The sequence below is a fragment of the Winogradskyella pulchriflava genome (assembly GCF_042434315.1).
GTDB classification, from domain to species: domain Bacteria; phylum Bacteroidota; class Bacteroidia; order Flavobacteriales; family Flavobacteriaceae; genus Winogradskyella; species Winogradskyella pulchriflava.
Map to the genome: position 1 here is coordinate 536,419 of NZ_JBHLTQ010000001.1, position 26,096 is coordinate 562,514.

A 26,096-nucleotide genomic window follows, 5' to 3' on the forward strand; every position below is an offset into this window, starting at 1 on the left:
TATAGGTGATTTAAAAACTAATTCTTAAGACTTTTGAAGAAATCGTGTTAAGGCAAAAACCTCGAAGAACAAAAACAAGAAATAAGGAATGAAAAAATTAAAAACATCTGGCTGTTTGTTTTCAAAATCTGAAAGTAATAATGGCAACAGAAATAATATGGCCAACACCATCTTTAAGAATGTCATGATCATAAACAGATTAAAAATATCTTTTTTACCTGAAGAAAATCTATAATTAATAATTGAGTATAGCGCCAAAGTAATGATAAAGTGAAGTGCGTAAATCTGCCAAACAGGGAAAAAGAAAACTATTTCATTAGCAAAATAGTGTAAAAAATAACTGTGTATAGCATAAATTAAAACACTAACACCTATTAATTGTAGTAAAAATGTGATTTGTCTTTTCTTAAAATCTTCCATTGTGGTTAGTTATCATCTTTAGAAGCTGCAATAATACGTCTTATTACAAAAACAATCGATGCTATGACAAAACCTAATGTAAAAAAAAGTGTATAGAGGTTGTTTTTATTTGGGTAACGCTCATCTAGTTTTACACCAATAAATGTCCCTACACAAATGATTGCCACCATTTGTATAACAATACCCGAAAAACGCGCATAACTATTAAGCTTGTCTTTCTGGCTTTTTAATGGCTTCTGCTTGTGATTGTGGTTGGGTTGGTTTTGCTGGCTCATTTGGTAATGCTTTAACTGTTCCTTTCATACTACAGGTTGCATTGAATGTTGCACCAGGTTCTACAGCCAATTTACTTGTGTGTACCTCGCCTTCAATATGTGCTGTGGATTTTAAAGACAATGTACCAGATAGAATAAGTTTACCTGAAAATTTACCTTCAAAATCGGCATTTTCTCCTTGTAAGGTTCCTTTTATGAAGCCAGATTTACCCACTACTACTTTTCCCGAAGTCTTTACGTTACCTTCTACAGTTCCATCAATCCTAAAAGGACCTTGGCTAGCTATATCACCAACAATCTTTGTGCCTTGCGCTATAATATTCTGTTGCGTACTTGTTTCCATAGTTGTTACTTGTTTAGGTTTTTTGTTATCAGAGGAAAACATGATGATTCGATTTAGGTTACTCTAGTTTTAAATAACTGTTTAAATTTTTATGTCGTTGAATAATAGCATAGTTTGGTGAGGAAATTGCAAAATAGTCTTTGGTAATTTTTGGTTTCAAGGGCTTGCCGTTTTTATCAATATTTTCAGATTGAAGCAATTGTGCAAATCCTCCTGCTCCTTGAATACTCTTTAAGCCATGCACTACAACAAAGGTAGTGTTTTCGTCATACAAATCTTTTGAAACCGTTAAATCAAAGTATTTGATTTTTGAAGCTTCCTCATTTAATACTTTAATAAAGGCATCAATATCTTCACCAGAATTGTTATTAAATTGATAAATAACATTGAAGTTTTTAGCCTGGTCATCTGCTACAAATTCCTTTTTTGCTAATACCGGAATTGCATTCTGCAATATCTCTTGTGCTTTTTTACCCTCTTCAGTATTTGGATAGGTTAAAGCAATATGGTCTATGCTTTCTTTATACGCTTCAAACCCATAGAGACGCCCTTTTGCCGAGGCTTTAAGAATCTCGAACTTAGGCGCATAATCATCACCTTCTAATCTTTTAATCTGTGTTTCTGCTTCGGCAATAACCTGAGCGTAATTTTCTTCTTCAAACTGTCTATAGAGGTTTGTATAAATTACTTCTGGACTATTTTCGTCCTTAGCCAATTCAGATTCTGGATTTAATAAAATCTCAGCATATCGTGAATCTGGATAGTTTGCCACTATATCAGCCTTCATTGCTTCCGCTTTTCTATTAAGTCCTAATTCTATATATATTTTGTACAGATTATATTTTGAAGGTAAAACCAATCGCTCTTCCGGATTGTTGTTTAATAAATCTTCGAATCTGGATTTAGACAATTCCAGCTCCTTAAATTTCTCCTTGTAAATAATCCCTAATTGGTAATAGGCAAAGTTTCTTTCTTTGGCAATACTATCGATTTCAACTTGGCTTGTAGGAAGCGAAGCTATGTAAGTTTCAGGGTTAAAACGCGCTTGCTCAGTTGTTGTTGTCGCAACATCTCCTTTTGTTTCGTTGGCTATACTAGCACGTTGGTTAGAAAGCCTCCAATTGTCTTGTAGTTTACGGTCACCCCAAAGTTTTAAGAATTCATTTTTACCATAAGCCACAGTTGTTGGGTTATAGAAATAAAAACTACTAGCAATACCACCTGGCCCAACGCTTTTACTTTTTGAAGCAAATTCACCAGGCATTCCTTTTGGATTAATTCCCGATCTTACATTTTGAGTTTCAATGTTATTGTTTGCCGTTGCTTGCCTTTTCAGCTCTTGTTCTTTGCGCTCTTCTTCTTCCAGAGCTTGTTGTTTTAGCTTTTCTGTGTGCGCTGTATAAAGAGCTAATTGTTCTTCTTTTGGAAGGCTTATAATTCTTAAAATGCTATCATTAGTCACTGCAATACCTTCGTAATAGATAACATCGTCTAAATTCTCACGCTTCTTTTTAATAATTCTGAATTCTTTAGAGTTTTGAACCATCGCAGTCATAGTACTATCATAATACGCACCTGCTGTTTTATATATGTTGCGATCAAAATACATGTTGCCAAGTGTCTCGTAATTGAGCGCTCTTAGGTATTTATCTGATGAAGTTTTTCTAAGCGACTTGTTGTAATACGCTTCGGCTAAACTATCTGAAGCATTTTTGCGGTGATATTCTGCAATACGATAATAAATTTTATCTAAAAAAGGCCTGTTTTCACGATTCTCCTCAAGTTCTGTAAGGTATTCCTGAAATTCAATTTCATCTCCGTTTGAAGCATCAAAATTATATGATTTTTCAAGGTGTGCATTAATGTAAAATGCTCTTGGAATCTGTCTGTGCATTTCTATAATAGCATCAAACTCTGCATTAGCACTATCCTTTTCTTTAAATTCATTATAAAGTTGACCTCTTATAAAATGATAACGCGCCTTTTGGTTTTTAACCTTGGTGTTTTCTGCCGCAACACCTAACTCTGCCAGGGCACTATCTTTAGATTTTATATTGATATATGCTTGAGCTAGAGCTGCTGAAGCATCAGCTAAATCCTGACCCTCAATTTCCTCCTCATCAAGTAAGCGCTTAAGTCGCTTTATGGCAACTTCATTATTGTCTAGTCGCATATTGGTTTTTTCGCGCCAAATTTTTACTTGATTGATCTTATCACTTGTTGGATATTTATTAAGAATATTGTTAAACGCTGCAAGCGCAGGCACAAATCGCTGATCGAAATATCGTGCTTTACCCAATAGCAAATACGCTTCGTCTATTTGGTAGTTTTTTTCCTTACCGTCTATATTCATTCCGTGCTTCTGTATGGCTTTAATCGCCTTTTCTTCAGCACGCTCAAAATCTGCATTTTTTGATTGACCTGGTAAAAAGATATCCTCACTAACCTCCATACGTTCTACAGGAAGTAGTTCCCAAAAATTTTCGGTAAACGCATCATTTACACCTTCTATGCCTCTCTGTAACGCTATGTCTCCATTATATAGAATGTTGTACTTAGTGCCTAGAGCATGAAAATTTCTATTGATGAATGTATCTTTTTTGCGTGAACAACTTTGGGCTATCAATGCCACACAAAATAAGGATAATATGATTTTATAATAGGTCTTCAACGTTGGTTCTATTTGGTTAATAGATAACTAAAATGTTAGGCTTTTAGTGTGTAACGTGGTAAAAATAAGCATCTTTTTGAATTTTTGAGGTTATTTCAAGGATTTTCGAGGTTTTGAAATATCTCAAAGCACAAAAAAAGCTCGTAATAAAAAATGATTACGAGCTTTCTAAATATAATTGATTGGTTGTTATTGTTCCTCTTGTGTTGCTATTGCTCCACCAGCAAAATGTGCCTCGAGTTCTTTTAGCGTAGTTGGGTTGGTTTCTAAGTCTTTAATTATGTTTCCTTTTTCTAAAACAACTATGCGTTCGCAAACGTCTGTAACATGCATTAAATCATGGCTAGATACCAACACAGTAACTCCTTTCTTTTCGGCTAAATCTTTAATAATTTGCTTTAAGCGAATTTGGGTTGTTGGATCCAAATTTGCAAAAGGTTCATCAAGAATAATAACTTCAGGGTTACCAATTAATGCAGCAACAATACCTGCTTTTTTCTGGTTTCCTTTACTTAAATCTCTGAGGTATTTTTTCTGTTGAAGTATTTCTCCATGGAAAAAATCTTGAAACTGTGCCAGCAAAGCATCAACATCTGCTTTGTTTTGTCCTCTAAGCTCACCTATGAAATAAAAGTATTCCTCTGGTGTTAAGTAACCAATTAAGAAAGTTTCATCTATAAAGGCTGATGTAAATGGTTTCCAATCTTCACTTTCGTTCACTAAAACATTATTGTTTTTTATGTGTCCTGTGGTTGGTTGAATTAAATCCAATAGCAAACTAAAATAAGTGGTTTTACCTGCACCATTGTTGCCTACAAGTCCAAAGCTTTGTCCCTTTGGAATGTCTAAACTATCGATTTTTAAAACCGTGTTGCCGTTATATGTTTTTGATAAGTTAGATGTAATAATCATAATTTTAATTGGTTTGTTTGTAAGCTACTAGTGTTTTATATTTTTCAGATTTGTAAATCTTTTCAATAATACCAAATACCTTGTTTTTAAATAATAATCCTGCTAATCCTGTTATTGCAACTAAAGCAAAGCCTAAAACTTCGCTATAAGCAAAATGCCCTACAGCATAGATCACCATTGGCAATAAAAGTTTTGGAATGGTTAATAGTAATGTTTTAACGTTAAACGATTTTTTATCACCAAACGCCTTCTTGGCAGAAGTTAAATCTATTGGAGTTTTTATATAGGCTCCACCCCAAAGCACCATATGAGAATTTACCCCAATATTATAAATTGCACCTACAACAACCGCTGCGTACGCTTGCCAACCAAAATAGAGATAAAACGAAGCGAGAATTGTGGTAAAAATAGTTGCAATTACCATTAGGTACCATTTAGATTCTAAATATTCTTTGTATCTAATATTCTGGCTCATTAACAACGGATAATAGGCACTGTCCCAGCTTGGCACAAATTGACCGAAACTAAACAGAAAGCCACCCGAAACAAAAATACCTGCAAAAATTCGCCAAAACGGGCCGTCATAGGCTTCAATGCTTCCTGTAAAAAATAATAAGCCATAAAAAATAAATAGGACGCTCATAAAGATGGTCATCTTTGATCGTTTATTGCGCTTAATAAGTTTTATATCATTCTTTAAGAATGTTGACACGCTTCCAAAACGGTCTAACCAAATCATGTTATCGGTTTCTGCTATATCCACTTTTTTGGCTAAACCTGCATCTAAATAAAAATTATTTCTAAAATATTTAAATGCCATTTTGTACAATACAAAAGCTAAACCCAAGGGAATTATAGCCAGATACGGTTGATTATAAAGTGCCGAAAAAATAGGCGCTGTAAACTGTGTAATGTCGAAAATATCAAAATAAAGTAAAGCTCCTAACGTAACTATAGTTCCTATTACGGCGTAAAAAACACTGTCCTTGCTGTTTACGAATATATTTATGAAATTATTACAATATACTAGAGCAAGCATTGCGATATGCCATCCCAATACATTTAGGAAAGCATGGCCTTCAATTAGCAATACAATTGAAAAAGGAATAAAAAAGAAAGCATGCCAAATATTAAAAAACGAAATCATGGTTTTATTAATTCCAAATTTTACCACCTGATTCTTCTTTAATGGTAAATAGAGCAACGGTTTAATATTTACAATAGGCATTTTTTGTAGAAAATATTTAAAAACTAAATCGAAAATAAAATAGAAAATTAAAAACCTGTTAATGATTTTTAAAGGATTAGGATCTATAAATTTTTCAATACCATAATAAGCAAAAACACCAGCACCTAAAGCATATAGGATCATAAAAAATGCTCCGATAATCATTAAGATTTTAAGAGCCAAATTAACTTTAAATGAAGCTGAGCGTGTAAACGCTTTCCATTCTAGGTTTATAAATTGTTTTATCATAGAGTTAGGTTGGTTTTTTATATAAGTAAACTTAATTGTTAATTTGTTACAAACAAACTTAACTTTAAAAGTTGGCTTCCTTATTTTTGCAGAAAATTATTTTTAATGTCGCAATTTCATACACTAAATATAAAATCAGTAGAAAAAGTTACAAATCAATCCGTAGCTATTTCATTTGAGATTCCTGAAAATTTAAAATCAACATTCAGCTTTAAGGCTGGACAATACATAACGCTTAAAACTAAAATTAACGGAGAAGAAATTAGAAGAGACTATTCTATCTGTTCTTCAAAAAATAGCGGAGAAGTAACTATTGCGGTAAAAGCCGTAGAAGGAGGTACATTTTCTGTTTATGCAAATTCTCAATTAAAAGCTGGTGATGCTATTGAGGTTTCAGCTCCAAATGGTCGTTTTGTTTTTGAAGCTAATGAGGCTAAGACCAGAACTGTGGCTGCTTTTGCTGCTGGTAGTGGTATAACACCTGTTTTAAGTATTGCAAAAACGCTTTTAGAGGACGAGCCTTATAGTAATTTTATATTGGTTTATGGTAATAAATCTTCTGAAGACACCATGTTTTTTAAAGAGCTTGTAGAATTACAAGCTTTTTATGGCAACCGTTTTCATGTGCACTTTATTTACAGTCAGACTCGTGAGGAAGATGCCTTATTTGGCCGTATTGAAAAAAGTACAGTCAATCTTATTGTAAAAAATAAATACAAAGACGTAACTATTGAAAAGTTTTACCTCTGTGGACCAGAGCAAATGATTCACACCGTTAAAGATGTTCTCACAGAAAATGGCGTAAAAGAACAAGCTATTTTATTTGAATTGTTTACAGTTCCTGTAGAAAATGAGTCAGAGTCTAACACTGAAACTCTAACTGGAAATTCAAAAATCAAAGTGCTTGTTGACGATGAAGAATTTGAATTTGAAATGTCTAAGGAACAGTCTATTCTTGAAGCTTCATTAAAACAAGACATTGATGCCCCTTACTCTTGCCAAGGTGGAATTTGCAGTAGTTGTATTGCTAGATTAACTGAAGGCCAAGCAAAAATGAGACAGAATAATATCCTAACAGATAGCGAAGTTGCCGAAGGCTTGATATTAACTTGCCAAGCACATCCTACTTCAGATAGTCTGGTTGTGGATTATGATGATGTATAAAAAATAAGCACATCCTAACCCTTCCTAGTTGGAAGGGAATTAGCTGCTTTTGAAAATAAGACTCATCTCAGACCTTTCAGGTTTTGAAAACCTGAAAGATCTCGTTCACTTTAGCAACAATACTTTCAAACGAAATACTACCAGCGGCAATCTCATAACCCTCAGGAAATTTATTGCCATAAACCGAAGTCGGTATCAAAGGAAATTGTTTTCTATCTGCTAGTAAAGCATAATCTTCTGGTTGGTTGAATGGAGCAAAACCAGCATAGGGATGCGTAACACCCCAAATTGTTATGGTTTTAACACCTAACATTGCTGCAAAATGCGCATTTCCAGAATCCATGGATAACATTAGGTCTAAATTAGAAATCAAAATCAATTCTTCATTTAAATTCAGTTTCCCTGCAACAGAAGACACATTGTTGTTTTTAGATTCTACCTCATTTAAAACCTCAATCTCTCTTTTGCCACCTCCAAATAAGATAATATTGTAGTTCTTAGAAAGTTCTGTAATTACATGTTCCATTTGCTCCAATGGATACATTTTACTTTTATGAGCTGCAAAAGGTGCAATTCCTATGGTTTTAAAATCTTTATTTGAAATAAATGAATTTAGATTTTCAGTAAGTGGTTTAGGAATAGAAAAATTTGGATTAGACAATTCAACTGAAAAACCAAGTTTATCAAAGACATCTGCATAACGTTGATGTGTGGTTTTTAATTGCTGAAACTGTCTCCCAGAAGTTAATGCCTTTTTTTCCGCTCTACCCTTGTCTATTTGTACAACATTCTTTCCTGTAAAGAAGAATTTTAAGATTTTACTACGTAGGACATTGTGCAAATCCGCAACGGCATCAAACTTTAAGGCTTTTAATTCTTTAGAAAGTTTATAGAGCCCTAAAACACCTTTATGTTCTTCTTTTAAATCGGCAGAATAGACTTCAACATTTTTTAAATCTTGAAAAAAAGGCTTAAAAAAAGCTCTTGTGACTACAGTGATTTTTAATTCGGGATGTTGTTCTGTAAGTGCTCTTAAAACGGGTACAGTCATTGCCACGTCACCCATGGCAGAAAACCTAATGACAAGTATGTGAGTTGGTTTTGGCATTTGTTACAGTAAATGAGATCCTGAAACAAGTTCAGGATGACAAATTACTTTTGTCCTCTTAAAACAGGATTAAGTTCGTCGTCATTGTACATTTTCATTTGTTTATAAACTTTCATGTACTTGTCTCCGTTAGCAATATCATTTAGTAAATCGTCTATTGCTGTGCTTAAATCTTTACGCTGCTCTAACAAAACATCTAACTTTTTTTGGCAAGCTGCTTTATGTGTTTCAGAAGCATCTTCTCTTACAGTTTCAAGATGCATATGATAAATTTTTAAAGCTAAAATCGATAGTCTGTCTATCGCCCAAGCCGGACTTTCTGAGTTAATTTTAGCATTTGGCTTTACCTCAACATCATTGTATTTATCTAAGAAATAACTATCAATATACTCTACAGTGTCTGTTCTGTCTTGGTTCGAAGCATCAATCATTCGCTTTAGCTTCAATGCTGCAACTGGATCAATATTTGGGTCTCTAATTATATCTTCATAAGCCCATTGAACCGTATCTATCCAACACTTTCTGTATAATAAATGTGCTATTAAGTCGTCATTCTTATCATACTTATTAGTGAAAGGTTGCTCAACAGTATTTAAAACTTTGTACGTTTTAATAACATCTTGGAATATTGAATTGGCTTTTTCTGAAAACATAAATAAATCAATTAATTTTTAAGAATATGCAAATATAGTTTGAATTATTAACTTAGCACCTCAACCAAAAGTCATTATATGCAGATTCACAATCTTTCAGAAACACCTTCGATATTAAATACTTTTATTTCTGAAATTAGAGACAAGGTTATACAGAATGACAGTATGCGTTTTAGAAGAAATATTGAGCGTATTGGTGAAATTTTGGGTTACGAATTGAGCAAATCTTTAAGCTTTGAAGCACACAACGTTTCTACTCCTCTTGGCATTGCTAATACTACAATGCATAAAAATGATATTGTTCTATGTTCTATTCTAAGAGCTGGTGTACCGCTTCACAATGGATTATTAAACTATTTTGATGCAGCGGAAAATGCTTTTATTTCGGCTTACAGACAGCACAAACATAATCCGGAAAGTTTTGAAATTGTTGTAGAGTATTTAGCTTGCCCAAGTATAGAGGGAAAAACATTAATTTTAGCTGATCCTATGTTGGCGACTGGTCAATCTATGGTTGCAACTTTTGAAGCTCTGAAACCATTTGGAACTCCAAAGGAGATTCATTTAGTTAGTGTTATTGGTGCACAAAAAGGTGTGGATTATGTTGCTAAGGCTTTTAATGCAGAAACACATTTATGGATTGCCGCAATAGATGACACATTAAATGATAAGGGTTATATAATTCCTGGTTTAGGAGATGCTGGTGACTTGGCTTTTGGCATTAAACTACAGCAGTAAGCCAATAATTGGAGTAATTATAAGTAGTACTACAAACACTTCTTTAAACCAACGTTCTGAAATAACTTCGATATAATTTGCCATAATTATAGAAAATGGTGCAAATAGAAATATAAATTCGCTTCCATTTTTTAATGGCGCTATGATAGCTGCTAAAATTGCAATAATCGATGACCAAGCAATTAAAAAATATGACGGTCTTAGTTTTTTATTTTTATCTGGTAATGCCCTAAAAAAGTAAACAAGTATCCATACAAATGATGTGAATAACACTGTAAACCTTAAAATGTTTTCTTTGCTGTTATATGCCGTGTAATCTAGACTGGCATAGCGTTCAAAATCAGATGGTTTTAAATAAGTATCATATAAAATGATGTTATACACCAATAGCAGCGCAAAAAAAGTTGCAACTCCCACAAAGGGAATAATGACGTTTTTTATGTCATTTTGAGAATGGTATATCAGTGCTACAATAACAAGTGCAAAAAACAACACAGCCCAAAAATAAAAGAGCGTGGCAAACATTATCCAGAAGGCAGCATCAAATAATTTTTTCTTTATGTTGATGTTAGAATGCAGACTTATTAACCTTCGCAATGCAAAAAGCACAAACAAATTAGACAATAATAAGTCCATATGCTTTAGTGCTTGAGGAAACATCCCGAACAATAAACCAAAGGTCATAATAGCATAACTATTCTTTTGGGTGAGACTATTTTTTGAAATTATAAAGTCAAATAAGAAAACTAAAAACAGTGCTAAAACCAATTTAACTACTGACTTTATGGTTTCATTCCAATCATTAAATAGGTTGCTAAAATTAGAGATTACAAAAATTAAAACGATAAAAATCGCAACAACAATGAAGTTTATCGGTTTAGATTTACTAAAAATGCTTGTAATCATTAACTCTTTTTGTATTTTTGCTCTGTAAATTTATAAAGTTATGAAGGATTTCTTTTACGGAATACAAGATTTATTTGTTGATGTGCTATTTGCTCCATTTGATGCACTTAGAGCTTTAGAGCTAGAAAGCTGGTTTGGAGCCAACTTTATGTCATGGATCTTTATGATTATAGGTTTGGTAGCATTTACTTATTGGATGATGCAATTGGCAAAATACAATAACAATAACGAAGAAGATAAAAGTGTATCTGCACACTCTTATCTATAAGTCAAAACCAATATCCTTACGATAATACATCTTATCAAAATGTAGATTTTCTATACTTTGGTAAGATTTTTTTATGGCTTCTTTATAAGTATTGCCAAAAGATGTAATTGCCATAACGCGTCCACCAGAAGTAATGGTTGTTCCATTTTCGGTTTTTGCACCTGCGTGAAATACTATTGAATCTGTAACCTTTTCTATTCCTTTAATTTCTTTCCCTTTTTCGTAAGCTTCAGGATAACCTCCAGACACCAACATCACAGTTGTTGCAGCACGTTCGTCAATTTCTATATCAATATTAGCTAAGGTTTTATTTGCCATAGCTTGGAAGATTTCTACCAAATCTGTTTTAAGTCTTGGTAATACAACTTCTGTTTCAGGATCACCCATTCTTACGTTGTACTCAATCACTTTAGGATCGTCACCCACCTTTATTAGGCCGATAAAAATAAAACCTACATAAGGAAGGTTATCTTTCTTTAAACCATCAACCGTAGGCTTAACGATTTGAGTTTCTATTTTATTTAAAAAATCTTTTGTTGCAAAAGGTACTGGAGATACAGCTCCCATTCCACCTGTATTTAATCCTGTATCGCCTTCGCCAATACGTTTGTAATCTTTTGCAGTTGGCAAAATTTTGTAGTCTTTACCATCTGTTAAAACAAAACAACTTAGCTCTATACCATCTAAAAACTCTTCAATTACCACTTTTGTACTAGCCTCGCCAAATTTGGCATCGACCAACATATTTTTTAGCTCAGTTTTTGCTTCGTTTAAATCTTCTAAAATTAAAACACCCTTACCAGCCGCAAGTCCATCAGCTTTTAATACATAAGGTGGATTCAGCGTTTCTAAAAACTTATAACCATCTTCAACATTATCTTTAGTAAAGCTCTCGTAAGCAGCAGTAGGTATATTGTGACGCATCATAAATTCTTTCGCAAACTCTTTACTGCCTTCTAATGCTGCAGCTACTTGTTGAGGACCAATAACGGCCACGTGCTTTATAGCTTCATCCTTTAAAAAGAAATCATGAACTCCTTGTACCAAAGGATCTTCTGGACCTACAACAACCAAATCGATATTGTTTTGAATAACAGCTTTTTTTATAGCTTCAAAATCCGTTACGCCAATCGCTAGGTTTGTGGCAATAGCTCCAGTTCCTGAGTTTCCTGGTGCAACAAAAAGCTTATCACAACGGTCGCTTTCAGCAATTTTCCATGCAAATGTGTGTTCTCTTCCTCCAGAGCCAAGTACTAAAATATTCATGTTTATAATTTGTTTGCGCAAAAATAATTGGTTTTGAGATGAAAAAACAATTAATTTACGGAAACCTTTTCGCTTTAAACATCTTGCGACTATTCGATTTTTCTCTAAGAATTAACGGCTTTGACATAAACAAGGCTAAATTGGCTTTGGCTAATATTGAAGCATTAAGCGATTCTGAATTTAATAGTTACGTAGAGCACAAGAAAAAAGAAATCACTTTATACCATTTAGAAAACAATCCGTTTTACAAATCCTTTGGAAAATCGATAGATATTAATAATTGGGATTCTATACCTATAATGACCAAACGTCATTTGCAACAACCACTAGAGCAACGGTTGAGTGATGGTTTTAAAATAACTAATGTTTATATAAATAAAACTTCTGGGAGTTCTGGCGACCCTTTTATTTTTGCCAAAGACAAATGGTGTCATGCTATGACATGGGCAGAAATTATGAATCGTTTCTCGTGGTTTGGTATTGACTTTAACACTTCAAAGCAAGCGCGTTTTTATGGTATTCCCTTAAATAAAAAAGGGTATTATAAAGAACGATTAAAAGACTGGTTTAGTAATCGTTTTCGGTTTTCGGTTTTTGACTTGAGTGATGCTGCTTTCGATAAAGCACTCGAGAAATTTAAAACTTCAAAATTTGATTACATAAATGGCTATACTAGCCCAATTGTTCAATTTGCTAAATACTTACAACGAAATAACGTAGTTTTAAATACGGTTTGCCCAAGTCTTAAAGTCTGTGTTGTTACCTCTGAAATGTTATTTGATGATGATAAACAATTATTAGAAAAACAATTTGGCGTGCCAGTGGTAAATGAATATGGTGCTTCGGAACTTGATTTAATTGCTTATCAAAACACTAATGGCGAATGGCAGGTAAATAGTGAAACGCTTTTTGTGGAAATTTTAGATGAAAATAGCAATGTCTTACCCTATGGAAAAGAAGGAAGAATTGTAATAACATCCTTATACAACCAGGCTCATCCGTTTATTAGATATGATATCGGCGATATTGGAATCCTATCTAAACATAGTACACTGAGGAAGCCTCTCTTAGAACAACTTATTGGAAGAACGAATGATATTGCCATTTTGCCAAGTGGAAAAAAAGCAGCTGGACTTACTTTTTACTATATTACTAAAAGTGTCATTGAGAATGACGGTAATGTTTCTGAGTTTATAATTGAGCAAGTAGCATTAGACCGTTTTATAATTAAGTTTGTAAGTAGAGAGATGCTTTCATCTGATAAAAAAAGCATAATTACCCAAGAAATGGAGCGTTATCTTGAGCCCGGAATTTCTATTGATTTTGAACGTGTAGAACAATTAAATCGCTCTAAATCTGGCAAGCTAAAGCAATTTACATCTCATCTAAACCAATAACCATCTATGCAAGAACTAATGATAATAACCAGTTATTTCCCTCCAGAGATTGGTGCGGCATCTAACAGAATATATCATTTGGCAAATGGATTGACATCGCATTACAATGTTCGTGTTGTAACACCTCTTCCAAATTATCCCACAGGGAAGATTTTTTCGGAATACAAAGGGAATTTTTCATCTAAAGCTATTGAAGAAAATATTGAAGTTAATAGAATTTGGATATATGCAAGTAAGTCTAAAAACAAGTTTATACGGCTGTTTGCCATGTTATCTTACAGCTTCAGTTTAATTTGGTTTTTTATTTGGAATAAAATACCGAATAAGGTTATTGTGCAATCACCTCCTTTGCTTGTGGCTTTCACTTGTATGTTTTTTTTAAGGTCTAAAAAACGAAAATTGATTTTAAATGTGAGTGACCTTTGGCCAAGTGCTGGCTATGAATTAGGTGCCCTGAAAAAAAATCTTAGTTATAAGATTTTAAAACAACTAGAAGTTTTCAATTACAAAAATGCAGATCTCATCCTTGGGCAGAGTAACGAAATACTTTCTCATATTGAGAAAATTACCAAGAAACCAGATTTATTTCTTTATCGCAACTATCCTAATATTGAACGTCCTGTAATAATTGAAAATTCTTCTGAAAACAATAAACTGAAAATTGTGTATGCTGGTCTTTTGGGAGTTGCTCAAGGTATTTTGAAGCTATGCCAAAACTTAAATTATGATACTATTGAACTACACATATACGGATCTGGCGCAGAAGAAAATGAAATAAAAGCCTTTGTTAAGGCCAATAGCAACCTGTCAATATTCTTTTATGGCAGAATTGATAGAAAAGAATTGCACAAAGCACTGCTGAAATACGATGTTGCTATAATTCCACTTTTAAATAGAATATACGGCTCTGTACCTTCTAAAATTTTTGAATATGCCAAATTAGGACTGCCCATGTTATATTTTGGTGGCGGAGAAGGTGAAACTATAATAAAGGAATACGATTTAGGCTGGATAGCAGAAGTTGGCAACTATAATCATCTAAATTCTACCATTAGATTAATGGATTTATCGTCTAATGGTATTGAGCGAAAGAGAGAAATTCAAGATAAAGCTTTTGAAAATTTTAATTTTGACAAACAATTAGCTAGTTTAATAGAGATACTTTAGTAGGCCTTATCCTCACCCTTTACTGCATTAATAAAGGTTTGAGAAATTATCTTAAGGTCTAACAATAAAGACCAGTTTTCTATATAGAAAATATCGAATTTTACTCTACCTATTATATCCTTATCGGTTTCTACTTCACCTCTAAAACCACTTACTTGGGCTAATCCTGTAATACCAGGTTTAACAAAGTGTCTTACCATAAACTTATCGATTTTTTTGGCATACATATTAGTATGGCTTACCATGTGTGGTCTAGGTCCAACTACAGACATATCACCAAAAAGTACATTGAAAAATTGAGGTAACTCATCTATACTTGTCTTCCTTATAAACTTACCCACTTTTGTTACACGGTGATCATCTCGTGTAGCCTGATACAAATTAGCATCTTTGTTTGGAGTCATAGAGCGGAATTTGTAACAATCAAACTCTTTGTAGTTAAATCCGTTTCTTGATTGCTTGAAAAATACAGGCCCTTTGGATTCTAATTTTATAAGTAAAGCAATTAAAGGTGTCAACCATGACAAAATAAAGACTATTACAATACTTGAAAACAAGATATCGAAACCTCGTTTTATAACCATATTTGCAGAATCTTCAAGCGGAATGGTCCTTAAGGTTAGAACAGGTATATAATCATAATACTCATACCTCAATTTTTTAGAATAAATCTCTTTACTATCTGGTATAAATTTTAAGATTTTAAGATTATTGTCCGCAAAATCAACAATATCTGCTATTTGTGAATTTGTAAGTTCTGAAATAGAGCAATATATCTCATCTATTCCCTCATTAAGCACATAATTAAAACATTCTTCTAGTGTTTGGTTTTTGTTTTTGAAATTGTACGTTTTTTTGTGCAGATAACCGTACTCAGGGTTTTTATTGAAAAAGTTTTCTAATGCAATTGTTTTTTTGTTCAACCCAAAAATTACAGTAGACCTAAAATTACCTCCAAAAGATAGTCTATACTTCTGTAAAAGGTAATAAACTGTAAACTTAAAAATTGTAATAAATAAAAAACAGAGAAGGGTATACTTTACTATTGGCTTAGGGTAAATATTTAACTCATAATATAAACCTGAGAAAGCAAAAATAAGTAACAAAAACAAAATTAATTGCTTTACAACCAGTGATAATATATTTACTGGCCTAGTATATCTATACACTTCATAAAATCTTGAATAAATAGATAACAGTATCCAACCCACAGACATAAAGATTGAAAAAATTAATGGATCCCTACCGTTTAACAAGTAAAGAATAGCTATCCCATTAATTACACTTAAATCTATCAAGTATGAAATAGGCCTTAAATATCCTGAATATCTTCCGTGTTTAAATAAACTCAAATCCCGTAAAAATAGTTAACAAAAGTAATTTTTTTCCTGAGTTTATTGGTTTTAATTGTGAATGAATTTTACTACTTTAAATTTAGAATAAAAACCCAATATAAGCAAGTGTATTTGAAACTTTAGAACATTAACTGTTTGGCTAAAGAGAATATGTTTCTCAAAATTGAAATAGTGGGACCTACTAATTTTTACATTCTATAATTCTTTTAGTCTTTCAAGCATTTTAGAAAGAATTTTAGTTTTAGAAAAATTGTCAATGACAAAAGATCTACAAAGTTTTCCTTTTTCTGTTAAAAGGATACGGTCGCGACTTATCCTGTCCAAGCAATCAATAACCTCATGAGAATATTCGGAAAAATAAAAACCTGCATCAGAAGCATCAAAAATAGATTTTACTTCAGAGTTTTCGTTTCCGATAATAATAGATGGTTTAGCACTTGCCATCATCCCTAATACTTTCGAGGGCATTACAGTATCTATGACTTCCGGCTTTTGAAACAAAATATGCAAATCTGCACTACATAAAAGGTCTGAGAGTTCTTCAAATGGCACAGGTTGGTAATAACTTACATTATCAAAATCTTCAATTTTATTGACTAACCAGTCCTTCTTAGATCCGTCACCAACAATAACTACTTCATATTTACTCTCTTCTATGTCATTACAGAATTGAATAAAAATCTCCCAATCTTGTTTATCTCCAATATTACCAGAGTATAAAATCTTTATTTTGTCAGATAATAAATATGGATGTGTCTTGGATTTCTCGGGATCAATTTTTTTGTCATCTATCCAATTTGGTAAGAAAAATTGCTCAGATTTACTCTTCTCGGATAGTCTTTTTAACATACTATTGCTAATGGTGCTGCTAAGATCTGGCTTTGAAAATAGCCATTTTTCTAATTTAAAAAGTAGCGAAAAAATTATGTTTTTCTTTTTTCCAACACCTGTTTGCAATGCTGCATCAAATTCAAAATCTTGAATGTGCATCCAAAACTTAGCCTTAAACCTCTTCTTTTGAATATACCCAAGGAATACTGATGTTGTAAACGGCACAACAGATATTACTAAATCACATTTTTTTATTTTAAATAGATTGATAAACGAGCCTAAAGTGAAATCTGAAAGATGAATTATTCGCTTTAGGAATGTTGGTGATTTTGGCACATATTGCTTATACCTTAAAACTGTAGTGCCATCTGTTTGCTCTTTTAAAAACTTTTTTTTGTTTTTATAAGCTGCAGAAATTTCCCATTTAGGGTAGTAAGGGAAAGCTGTTACAACTGTAACATTGAAGCCAGCTTCTTTTAAAAATTCTACCCATTGGGTAGAATATAAACCAATTGCGGTATCTTCTGGTGCGTAATTGAGGCTTATGAAGGTTATGTTTTTAATACTCACTTATTAATATTCGGTCTTTGATTGGTTTGGCTGGACTACCTATGCAAACTTTATTATGAGGTAGGTCTGAAAAAACACTGCTTCGAGCACCTACAACTGTGAAATCTCCTATAGTCACTGATGGGGCAACATAAACGTCTGTTGCTAACCAACATTTTTTACCTATTGTTATTTTTTGAGAATAAATATCGAAGCTTTCTGACTTGTAATCATGAGACCCTGTACATATATAGCTTCTTTGAGATATTACAGTATTAGATCCTATTTCTATTTCTCCCAAGGAATAGAGTACTACCTCATCACCTATCCAGCTATGATCACCAATAGAAACCTTCCATGGATATGTGATTTGTGCAGAGGGTCTTATAATTACTCCTTTTCCAATTTTTGCGCCAAAAGATCTAAGTAAGAAACGCCTCCAACCGTATAAAATTTGTGGAGAGGGTTTAAAAAACAAAGCATAAGTTATCCACCAAAGCTGTACGACATACTTAGATTTCCCTCTAAAACCTTTTGGTGTTTTATATAAACTTAAATCTTGAATTGATTGATTCATTTTTTAAATATACTAACTGCATTTTCAATAAAGGTTTAAACTAAGTACTTTTCTTTAGTTTTTAAAGCTACTTTTTCAATAATTGTTCTTTAATTATTTTAAATAGATGCTTTTTAAACACTAATATATAAAATTTAAGCCCTGAAGACTCTTGAAGCGGCTTGAGTTCTTCATGATACGCTTTGTAATCAGAAAAGCCTTCAGTAATCAGTTTATCAACATCTTCTTTTTTATGCTTTTTTCCATGTAATGAACCTGTAATTCTATACAAAATATAATGTTTTACTGTTAACCCTGTGATTACTTTATTGATAAAGACTGCAACAGTTTCTTTTGAGAGTATATTTTCTTCAATAGCAAACTTAAAACATGCCATTAAATCCACACCAAAAGACTTAAAAGCATTAAAACTCACTTTAGCGTCATTAATAAAAAGGCTCGTTCCTATTATTTCAAACGCTTTGTCCTTATTTTTAAGTGATTGAAGAAAGTAAGCAAATCCTAGAAAGGTATTCTCGTTAAATTTCTCAAACAAAACAGTATCATTTGACTTATCATTATTAAAAACAACAGCGCTTATGAGTGTGGTTTTGTAATTGAATTTTTCAATACCTTCTTTAACAGTATAAACACTACTTTTAAAACTTGAGTATGCGCCAACTTTAGCATCATGTTTCCAATCTCTTAAAAACACAAACGATGGTTGATTATTTATTAAAATATCTAACAAATAGTTTATTAGTCCATTTGCAACATAATCATTATCTGACAAAAGCCAAAAATAATCTCCATTTGATAATTCTCTACATTTTTTAAAATTACCATAATAGCCAGTATTTTTCCTTTGCGTAAAATGGACAATATTTAGTGTGTTATGTAGCGAAATATGTTTTTCAATAATTTCACTTGTATTATCATCCGAACCATTATCAGAAATTACAATCTCTATTTTATCTTTATTATTTTCTATTTGTGGTAATAAAGCATTTAGTGCTTTGTCAAGAATAGTTGCTCTATTCCAAGTTGGTATAGCTATTGTAATTAAAGGGTTACTCATTTTTTATATATTATAATATAGATCTAAGATAATCACAAACTCCATTAATTGGATTTCTAAAATCAACTAATTCTATATCTTTATTTTTTGTATAGTCATTTATAAACTTGTCCTTATGTTGAATATCTAAATTTCCAATATTTAAAAGGTGCATTAGATTAAACTCTTTGAACACTCCCATTGCTAAATCTCTCAACTTAATTCCACTTCCGTTTGTTAACTCAATAACTCCTTGTGTATTTTTAGATAAAATAATATCTACAGATTTAACAACATCATCTAAATGGTGATATTCTCTAATTTGATGTCCAGAAGACATATTGAACTTTTCTTGTTTTTTAATTGCATTATAAAGTTGTCCTAAAAACATAAAGTCACTTGGGTAACCATAACCGTAAAGGGTGTGAATTTGAAAATGAAAAACCTTAGTTGATTTTGAGCTAAATGAGTCAATCTTGCTAGATAGTCTAATTTTACTTTTTACATAGGGATTTGTGCTGTCAGCTAGTTTTTCATGAATAGTCCCAAATGTAACAATCTTTATTTTTAATCCTTCAAGAGACTTTATAATGTTCCAAGGTAAATGATAATTCACTTTATTTAGAAGTGCTTTATCGGCCTTAGAGTTTAAAACACCAGAGGTAATAAAAATAACAGATTCATCAACGATTGTAGATTCAAAAAAATCTCTTATTTCAGGCAATTTGCTCTCATCAGACCAATCTTCATAAATTTCTCTTTCCAGACAATAACATTTATTTTCTGAATAGTAATTTACTATTGCTTTTGCAAGCCTACCTCTGCTACCAATTATAAATATTTTCCTTTTTTCTAATGGCATTTTAGAAATTATAGTCGTTGTAAGTTATCTCGCTTTAATTATTAAAGCTTTCAATTTCTAATAAGCATTGTTCTTTAACTGAATGGTTTTTTAACCATTTCTGATGCCAATTTGTTATTAAGTTTAAAGTATGGTCTAATTCCCATTTAGGTTTCCATTTAAGTTCTGCAGCGGCTTTTGAGCAATCCAATTTTAAAAACCCTGCTTCATGTGGGTTATTTTCTTTATCCAATTCCCAGCTAGCGCCTTTACCCCAATTATCCACCATTTTATCAAGTATATAGCTTACGGGCTTAACAGATTCTTCTTTTGGTCCAAAATTCCAGGCTTCTGCAAATTTATCGCCATCAGTATAAAGCTTTTCAGCAAGTAATAAATAGCCTGATAAAGGCTCCAATACGTGTTGCCAAGGTCTAGTTGATAAAGGGTTTCTTATAATAACTGGTTTTTGCTTTTCAAAGGCTCTTAGTGTGTCTGGAATCAATCTGTCACTTGCCCAATCACCTCCTCCAATAACGTTTCCTGCTCTTGCTGATGCAACCGAAGCTGTGTCTGATGTGTAAAAATAAGAACGCCTATAAGCAGAGGTTACAAGTTCTGCACACCCTTTACTACTGCTATAGGGGTCGTGGCCACCCATAGGCTCATTTTCTCTATAACCCCAATGCCACTCTCTGTTTTCATAACATTTATCCGTTGTTACGGAGACAATTGCTTTTAAATTTTCACATAATTTAGCGGCCTCTAAAACATTTACCGTGCCTATAACGTTAGTTGTATATGTTTCAATTGGCTCTAAATAAGATAATCTAACTAAAGGTTGTGCTGCCATATGGATAAGAATATCTGGACTAAAAGAAACCATGTGTTTTTTTAAAAAGTCAAGATTTCTTATATCTCCTATAACAGATTCCATGGCTTCTCCAACTTTGGCCTCTATAAACAATGAAGGACTTGTTGGGGGCTCGAGAGAATACCCTTTAACTATTGCTCCCATAGATTGTAACCACAATGATAGCCAACTACCTTTAAACCCTGTGTGCCCTGTTAAAAAAACGCGTTTGTTTTGCCAAAATGTAGTATTAGTCCTATCGGTTAATCTTTCCATAATTTCCAAGGTGCATTATTAGAATTCCAAAGGTTTTCTAAATAATTTTTGTCTCGTAAGGTATCCATTGGTTGCCAAAACCCCTCATGCTTATATGCCATTAATTGACCATCGCTTGCTAATGTTTTTAAAGGCTCTTGCTCCCAAACACTGTCATCACCAGAGACTCTATCAATTACTTTTGGAGATAGTACAAAAAAACCTCCATTAATTAATGCTCCATCTCCTCTTGGTTTTTCTTGAAACTGTTTTACCTTTCCGTTTTCAATATCAAGCGCACCAAACCTGCCTGGTGGAAATGTTGCTGTTAGAGTAGCATCTTTTCCATGAGATTTATGATAATTTATTAGGGCTCTAATATTAATATCTGCAACACCATCACCATATGTAAAACAAAATAAATCGTCATCCTTTAGATAGGGTTCAACTCTTTTTAGTCGACCTCCTGTCATTGATTTATCTCCTGTATCTACTAAAGTTACAGACCAAGGTTCTGCTCTTTTTTTATGCACAATCATTTTATTGTCCCTCATTTTAAACGTAATATCTGATTGATGTTTAAAATAATTAGCAAAATATTCTTTTATTACATACCCTTTGTAACCACAGCAGATGATAAAATCATTAATATCATAATGTGAATAGGTTTTCATTATATGCCACAAAATAGGTTTACCGCCTATTTCAACCATTGGTTTTGGTTTTGAAACGGTTTCTTCGCTTAAACGAGTTCCTAATCCTCCTGCTAAAATTACTGCCTTCATTTATTTTGATATTACTTTTTTAAATATAATTTTTTGCTAATATAGTTTTTTGACTACAATCCCCTTGCTGATGAAGTCACATCTTTTAAACAAAATCAGCTTACAAGGGCTTAATTATAAAAAATAAAATTATACCATTGATATTTTTTACTCATCAAGTTTTTAGCAAATTTATTAAAAGATAAACTAGTCTAGCAAAAAACAGCTAAAGTGATTAAAATATACACCTTGTTTTTCTAGTTAACGCGTATTACAACAAATACTAAATTTAATTATAGTTAAACCAGTGTTTGTATAACCATCAGCGAATTTGTGTTTTTGAATTTTCAAATGTAAAAAGATTAACAAAGAAAGCAAATAGGATTACACCATCTTCTCTCTCTAAAATATTTTCGGTTAACATATTTAAGCAGAAATATAATATTAAAAAAAACAAAATTTGTGAATCTTCCTTTTTTGATATTTTAAAGATATAAAAAAGGTAATATAAAAAGGCGGAAAAACCCAAAACACCAATTGATAATAAAATACTTAAATACTGATTATGAGAGTTGTAATTGCTTTCTAACAATAGCTTACGGTTATCATTTAAATAACAATCATTTAATACATTTTTTATATCACCCCAGCCATGCCCAACAATAGGTGACTTCACTATTTGTTGGAGTGCACATTCATAAATTTGTAATCTTAAGCCCGTTGACGACCCCCTATTTTCCCCTATTTCTAATAATTCTCTGAATTTATTTTCATCATTAAATCTTGGCAAGACAACTATTAAACCCACTAAAGCCATTACTGTTAGCGATATAAATATAAATCTCTGGTAGCTAAATTTATTTTTAATTACTAGGAATACACCCAATATACCTAAAGAAATAATAGGTCCTTTTTTATTTAATATTGCCATAAATACAATAAGAATGAGCAGTATAAAATATATAATTATATTCATATTATCAGACTCGTTTTTACCCTTAAAAAGAGAAAAAGAGAAAATAATGGCTACCCCAATGTATATTGACAAATAAATTGAATGAATACTGTATTCACTAATCCTAATATCCACTAGGTTAGTGTAATGCTCTAACGTGTCTTTAAAAGTAAAAAAGGGTTCGGTAAAAAAAAAATATGTAAAAGTTGAAATAAGGAAAAATACAAGTGAAATAATAAAAGTAAGCTTAACTGTATGAATTGTTTTCTTATTAAATAGAGCCTTATCTCCAGCTATTAAATAGAAAACTAACGGAAATACTAGTAGAGACAAGCCCGTTTCCAATTTTTTGAGCGCGTAAGAAATGTCACTTGAATATGCAATGCTTAATATTAAAATTATAAAGAAACCTATGCATATTATAAATTTTTTAATATCTAAAACAGGTTTGGTATCCATCTTTAAATACCTAATAATAACTGTTAGCACTAACAAGGCAATAGGCCATGCTTTAAACTTATCAGGTACTAAAATAGTTGCGCTATTCATATAAATTAAAAACAACAATAGTTGATTATAAAAATTTATGTTGCTGATAGTCTTCACTTCCTTACACTAGATTTTATTAAAAATTTTGCAAAATAATTGACTAGCTTCGGGACAGTATAAACCCCTAAAAATGTACCTACATAATATGAAAAGCCATTTGTAAGGTCACCTCGAAGTAAAAACATAAGGTGAATAGCAAAATAGAAAGCAATGTGTTTTTTAAGCGGGTCTGTGCTCTGTAACCACAATAATAATCTGATAATGAAGTATGCCAAAACTAATGCCATAAAAATTAATCCAAAAAAACCAAAATCTACATAACCCTCTGACACTAATGGGTTTGACAAGTTACTATAACCAAAATTATATTCATCAATTAAATAGTTACCAATTAATTCACCTGACGAGGTTGGTTTAGCGCCCCATAAACTTCGTGGTACAAAAAAAAGCAACGTACTGAGTAATTGATATCCGTAAGAAAAACCATTGGCACTAACATAATCTACCGTTGCCATAATATTTGCGTAGGCGTCATAGTGTAATGAACTAAATGCAGTAGATATACCGCCAAATCTAATAAATGAGTCAATAATTAACTTTGGTCTTGTAATCATTTCTTTAAGACTAGCATCAATATGAGTGAATGTAGACATAATGGGAAATATTACCACCATTGACAAAAACATAAAAAGAAAAAACTTCGAATTACTGTTAATGAGCTTTGGTTTAAAAATATAAATTAATGTTATGTAGATTGGCCCTAGTGCATTCCTCTTCTCGGCCAAAGGATTTTTAAAAAAAAATAATATTCCAATAAGTACAATAAGAACGAAGAATGCTACAAGCGCATTTGTGGTTAACTTTTTTTTCTGTTTTAAATAAATAAATGTGATTGCTATACCTCCTAAGGGAATTAAAAATAATACCTTCCTTTTTATTAATAAACTAGATACAGGTTCCTCTTGTGCTGTATAAATAGATTGTGTAATATCTTCAATTATATAATCGTAGTTTAACCAAAAAATAATGACACACAGAACGAATAATATTAGTATTGTTAGTGGTGTTATGGGCGATTTATTATAATTATTGATATTATTATTCTTGTTTATTCTTTGTTTCTTTTTTAAAAAAACATAGCCAATAAAAAAAATAAAGACAAAGACAAATATTAAAACGTTTGTGAAGATAATATCCGCAATTTCAAAAGGATAGTTATTTGGAAAGGTAGAGTTGTCTATTGTAAAAGAAGATATTTGTATTATTGGTGCAACAATAAAAAACAAATAAACAAAAACTAAAAAAGAGGTTAAAAATGGAGAAAAGACCTTTTCCATATTTAGATGATAATAGGTAATAGCAGTGATTAAAAGAATATTAATAAAAAAGGAAACCCAAACGACAATCTCTGCCTTAAAAAAAAGAAATAACGGTATGCTTACAACTAAGTATAAAAAAGTAAGAACCGATTTAAGTTTCATAGTTATTTGAAGTTAAAAAAACTAATTGGTAGTTAATATTTTATTTTTTAAAGTGAAATATAGTCTAATACAAACCAACACAATATCCGAAAAAACTCTTAAATATACGAGATTCCAAAATGTCATTTTATCAATTATAAGCAATATAATTATTATCAATATATATATAAGAGAAGCAATAATTAATGATTGGTTAAATTCTCTATTGTAGTTAAATGCCACTAGGGTACAGGTGCCTAGCATAAATGAAAGAGCAACTATAGGAGGTATAGGCGATAGGGTTTTTAAAACATCGTTATATGAGTCCATCCCGTCACCACCGAACAGTGTCAATAATTCGTGTGAAAAAACATTCAATACAATTGTAAATATTAGGCCAACGAAAATGCTTATTATTATTAACTTCTTTAATACTTTTTTATTTTTATTTCTAGATATTGTTGGAAAAACGGCCTGTTGCAACATATCAAAAGGCACTATACAAACTAATACGATTTTTAATGCAACATCAAAACCTGTGACATAATCCATTGTATAATATATACCTATTAAAAAAATGGATAGGAAATTAAATGTAAGAGACAAAAAACCACCTAGAAAAAACATATGAGCCTCTCTAAAGAATCGTTTTATCATATTAAATCCAACCCAAATAAAGGAGAAATTGTAATGTCTAACTAAAGTGGCATAACCTAGTAATCCCATTATAACATTCGAGGATACCATTACTAAAATATAAACGTTTAAATCATTTGTAGATGTTACTAAAAAAAAAGTGCCTAAAACCAGTAAAAGTCTTGAGAATACCGTGATATAAGTTGCTATATTTAGTTTCTCAATACCCTGAAAATACCAGATTGGAAAAAACACATCTCCTATTCCTATTAGCAATAGCAAAAACAAATATTCCCTAAAAGGAAGAAAAACATTGAGATGTGATAATAAAAAAAGTATAAAGAAACTTGCAAAAAACAACATCATTTTAATTATAAATATGGATGAAATTATTTTATTCAGTTTGCTTTTAGATTCTTTATTGTCTACAATGTATTTTGCTGCATAGACATTAAACCCAAAATTGATAAACACAAGGAAATATTGTATTACAGAATCTGTCCAAGTATATATACCATAGTTTATTTCACCTAAGACCCTTACTAAATAAGCTACTAGAAAGAATTTTATTCCAATATTGAAACCTCTCAGGATTGTTAAAAACGAAAGGTTTTTTAAAATAATTGAATTGTCTTTACTGAAATTGAGCAATATTTTTTCTTTATTAAGC

General features: G+C 31.8%; 25 protein-coding genes. 5 read left to right on the top strand and 20 right to left on the bottom strand.

Annotated features, from left to right (window positions below; genetic code table 11):
• Window positions 1-24 precede the first annotated feature (24 nt).
• The 6 genes from ACFFGA_RS02385 to ACFFGA_RS02410 form a co-directional block, all read right to left on the bottom strand.
• Window positions 25-420 (bottom strand): hypothetical protein, encoded by a 396-nt coding sequence (locus tag ACFFGA_RS02385; RefSeq protein WP_386059109.1) that lies wholly within the window; start codon window positions 418-420, stop codon window positions 25-27.
• A 5-nt stretch (window positions 421-425) separates the two neighbouring features.
• Entirely contained in the window at window positions 426-695 is a 270-nt protein-coding gene (locus ACFFGA_RS02390) for an AtpZ/AtpI family protein (protein ID WP_386059112.1), read from the bottom strand.
• A complete protein-coding gene (locus ACFFGA_RS02395; protein WP_386059115.1) occupies window positions 625-1,080 on the bottom strand; it encodes a bactofilin family protein in 456 nt (151 codons plus the stop codon). The genes ACFFGA_RS02390 and ACFFGA_RS02395 overlap by 71 nt, the downstream gene beginning before the upstream one ends.
• Window positions 1,081-1,096: 16 nt before the next feature.
• Window positions 1,097-3,709, bottom strand: a complete 2,613-nt coding sequence (gene porW, locus ACFFGA_RS02400) for a type IX secretion system periplasmic lipoprotein PorW/SprE (RefSeq protein WP_386059118.1) — start codon at window positions 3,707-3,709, stop codon at window positions 1,097-1,099.
• Between the two features lie 189 nt (window positions 3,710-3,898).
• A complete protein-coding gene (locus tag ACFFGA_RS02405) occupies window positions 3,899-4,621 on the bottom strand; it encodes an ABC transporter ATP-binding protein (protein WP_386059121.1) in 723 nt (240 codons plus the stop codon).
• 4 nt (window positions 4,622-4,625) lie between these two features.
• Entirely contained in the window at window positions 4,626-6,098 is a 1,473-nt protein-coding gene (locus tag ACFFGA_RS02410; protein WP_386059124.1) for a DUF5687 family protein, read from the bottom strand.
• Window positions 6,099-6,203: 105 nt separating this feature from the next.
• Between ACFFGA_RS02410 and ACFFGA_RS02415 the strand changes: the two genes are divergently transcribed.
• Window positions 6,204-7,262: an FAD-binding oxidoreductase gene (locus ACFFGA_RS02415; protein ID WP_386059127.1), complete on the top strand. Its 1,059-nt coding sequence runs from the start codon at window positions 6,204-6,206 to the stop codon at window positions 7,260-7,262.
• 76 nt (window positions 7,263-7,338) lie between these two features.
• Here the strand turns inward: ACFFGA_RS02415 and ACFFGA_RS02420 are convergent, their stop codons facing one another.
• Window positions 7,339-8,370: a glycosyltransferase family 9 protein gene (locus ACFFGA_RS02420; RefSeq protein WP_386059129.1), complete on the bottom strand. Its 1,032-nt coding sequence runs from the start codon at window positions 8,368-8,370 to the stop codon at window positions 7,339-7,341.
• 44 nt (window positions 8,371-8,414) lie between these two features.
• Window positions 8,415-9,023 carry a DUF4254 domain-containing protein gene (locus tag ACFFGA_RS02425; RefSeq protein ID WP_386059132.1) on the bottom strand — a complete coding sequence of 203 codons (609 nt, stop codon included), beginning with the start codon at window positions 9,021-9,023 and terminating at the stop codon, window positions 8,415-8,417.
• Window positions 9,024-9,101: 78 nt separating this feature from the next.
• On the opposite strand from ACFFGA_RS02425, the gene upp reads away from it, so the two are divergent.
• Window positions 9,102-9,761 (top strand): uracil phosphoribosyltransferase, encoded by a 660-nt coding sequence (upp, locus tag ACFFGA_RS02430; RefSeq protein WP_386059134.1) that lies wholly within the window; start codon window positions 9,102-9,104, stop codon window positions 9,759-9,761.
• On the opposite strand, the gene ACFFGA_RS02435 is transcribed toward upp, so the two are convergent.
• Entirely contained in the window at window positions 9,750-10,667 is a 918-nt protein-coding gene (locus tag ACFFGA_RS02435) for a DUF6427 family protein (RefSeq protein WP_386059137.1), read from the bottom strand. The genes upp and ACFFGA_RS02435 overlap by 12 nt on opposite strands.
• 40 nt (window positions 10,668-10,707) lie before the next feature.
• On the opposite strand from ACFFGA_RS02435, the gene ACFFGA_RS02440 reads away from it, so the two are divergent.
• Window positions 10,708-10,935 (top strand): DUF6341 family protein, encoded by a 228-nt coding sequence (locus ACFFGA_RS02440; RefSeq protein ID WP_386059140.1) that lies wholly within the window; start codon window positions 10,708-10,710, stop codon window positions 10,933-10,935.
• Here the strand turns inward: ACFFGA_RS02440 and purD are convergent.
• On the bottom strand, window positions 10,930-12,201 hold the full coding sequence (gene purD / locus ACFFGA_RS02445; RefSeq protein ID WP_386059143.1) for a phosphoribosylamine--glycine ligase: 1,272 nt from the start codon (window positions 12,199-12,201) through the stop codon (window positions 10,930-10,932). The two genes, ACFFGA_RS02440 and purD, sit on opposite strands and share 6 nt — an antisense overlap.
• A 38-nt stretch (window positions 12,202-12,239) precedes the next feature.
• Between purD and ACFFGA_RS02450 the strand changes: the two genes are divergently transcribed.
• Window positions 12,240-13,598 (top strand): phenylacetate--CoA ligase family protein, encoded by a 1,359-nt coding sequence (locus ACFFGA_RS02450; RefSeq protein WP_386059145.1) that lies wholly within the window; start codon window positions 12,240-12,242, stop codon window positions 13,596-13,598.
• 6 nt (window positions 13,599-13,604) lie between these two features.
• Window positions 13,605-14,765 carry a glycosyltransferase family 4 protein gene (locus ACFFGA_RS02455; protein ID WP_386059147.1) on the top strand — a complete coding sequence of 387 codons (1,161 nt, stop codon included), beginning with the start codon at window positions 13,605-13,607 and terminating at the stop codon, window positions 14,763-14,765.
• Here the strand turns inward: ACFFGA_RS02455 and ACFFGA_RS02460 are convergent.
• The 10 genes from ACFFGA_RS02460 to ACFFGA_RS02505 form a co-directional block, all read right to left on the bottom strand.
• The gene (locus tag ACFFGA_RS02460) at window positions 14,762-16,060 is read right to left on the bottom strand and encodes an exopolysaccharide biosynthesis polyprenyl glycosylphosphotransferase (protein ID WP_386060607.1); all 1,299 of its coding nucleotides are present in this window, start codon (window positions 16,058-16,060) and stop codon (window positions 14,762-14,764) included. The genes ACFFGA_RS02455 and ACFFGA_RS02460 overlap by 4 nt on opposite strands.
• Window positions 16,061-16,315: 255 nt before the next feature.
• The gene (locus ACFFGA_RS02465; protein WP_386059150.1) at window positions 16,316-17,521 is read right to left on the bottom strand and encodes a WcaI family glycosyltransferase; all 1,206 of its coding nucleotides are present in this window, start codon (window positions 17,519-17,521) and stop codon (window positions 16,316-16,318) included.
• Window positions 17,511-18,077 (bottom strand): putative colanic acid biosynthesis acetyltransferase, encoded by a 567-nt coding sequence (locus ACFFGA_RS02470; protein WP_386059152.1) that lies wholly within the window; start codon window positions 18,075-18,077, stop codon window positions 17,511-17,513. Before ACFFGA_RS02470 ends, ACFFGA_RS02465 begins: the two co-directional genes overlap by 11 nt.
• A gap of 67 nt (window positions 18,078-18,144) precedes the next feature.
• Window positions 18,145-19,134 carry a glycosyltransferase family 2 protein gene (locus tag ACFFGA_RS02475; RefSeq protein ID WP_386059155.1) on the bottom strand — a complete coding sequence of 330 codons (990 nt, stop codon included), beginning with the start codon at window positions 19,132-19,134 and terminating at the stop codon, window positions 18,145-18,147.
• 10 nt (window positions 19,135-19,144) lie between these two features.
• Window positions 19,145-19,975 (bottom strand): NAD-dependent epimerase/dehydratase family protein, encoded by an 831-nt coding sequence (locus ACFFGA_RS02480; protein WP_386059158.1) that lies wholly within the window; start codon window positions 19,973-19,975, stop codon window positions 19,145-19,147.
• Window positions 19,976-20,009: 34 nt separating this feature from the next.
• On the bottom strand, window positions 20,010-21,083 hold the full coding sequence (gene rfbG / locus ACFFGA_RS02485) for a CDP-glucose 4,6-dehydratase (protein ID WP_386059160.1): 1,074 nt from the start codon (window positions 21,081-21,083) through the stop codon (window positions 20,010-20,012).
• Window positions 21,071-21,847 (bottom strand): glucose-1-phosphate cytidylyltransferase, encoded by a 777-nt coding sequence (gene rfbF, locus ACFFGA_RS02490; RefSeq protein WP_386059162.1) that lies wholly within the window; start codon window positions 21,845-21,847, stop codon window positions 21,071-21,073. The genes rfbG and rfbF overlap by 13 nt, the downstream gene beginning before the upstream one ends.
• A gap of 301 nt (window positions 21,848-22,148) precedes the next feature.
• Window positions 22,149-23,330 (bottom strand): O-antigen ligase family protein, encoded by a 1,182-nt coding sequence (locus ACFFGA_RS02495; RefSeq protein ID WP_386059164.1) that lies wholly within the window; start codon window positions 23,328-23,330, stop codon window positions 22,149-22,151.
• 53 nt (window positions 23,331-23,383) lie between these two features.
• Window positions 23,384-23,983: a hypothetical protein gene (locus ACFFGA_RS02500; RefSeq protein WP_386059167.1), complete on the bottom strand. Its 600-nt coding sequence runs from the start codon at window positions 23,981-23,983 to the stop codon at window positions 23,384-23,386.
• Between the two features lie 849 nt (window positions 23,984-24,832).
• A complete protein-coding gene (locus tag ACFFGA_RS02505) occupies window positions 24,833-26,077 on the bottom strand; it encodes an oligosaccharide flippase family protein (RefSeq protein ID WP_386059170.1) in 1,245 nt (414 codons plus the stop codon).
• Window positions 26,078-26,096 lie beyond the last annotated feature (19 nt).